This is a genomic window from Pseudomonas sp. UM16 (assembly GCF_050312595.1).
Classification (GTDB): Bacteria; Pseudomonadota; Gammaproteobacteria; order Pseudomonadales; family Pseudomonadaceae; genus Aquipseudomonas.
Genome location: NZ_JBNPJT010000077.1, coordinates 1 through 392 on the forward strand (window position 1 = coordinate 1; position 392 = coordinate 392).

At 61.0% G+C, this 392-nt stretch carries 1 protein-coding gene; it reads left to right on the plus strand.

Annotated features, from left to right (window positions below; genetic code table 11):
- Nucleotides 1–357: IS66 family transposase (locus ACQRAX_RS25635; protein WP_427867790.1), on the plus strand; the 357-nt coding region annotated here is incomplete at its 5' end.
- Between the last annotated feature and the right edge of the window lie 35 nt (nucleotides 358–392).

Consider the following 392-nt stretch of genomic DNA (forward strand, 5'->3'; position numbering starts at 1 on the left):
ACGCAATCCCAAGTCACACCGCAAAGTGTTTTGGGCAAGGCGGTGCACTACCTGGCGAACAACTGGAGTCGGCTGGAACGCTATGTCGAGGCCGGCCATTTGCCGATCGACAACAACCTGGCGGAGCGTGCGATAAAGCCGTTTGTCATTGGGCGCAAAGCCTGGCTGTTCAGCGACACGCCCAAAGGTGCCACGGCTAGCGCGCAGATCTACAGCTTGGTCGAGACCGCCAAGGTCAACGGCCAGGAGCCCTATACGTGGCTGCGCCACGTACTGGAGCGGCTGCCGCATGCCTCGTCGGTAGCAGACTACGAAGCGCTGCTGCCGTGGAACTGCTCGCCAGAGATGCCACAGTAACCGGCTACCCAAGGGCTGGATAGGTGGGGTTCATG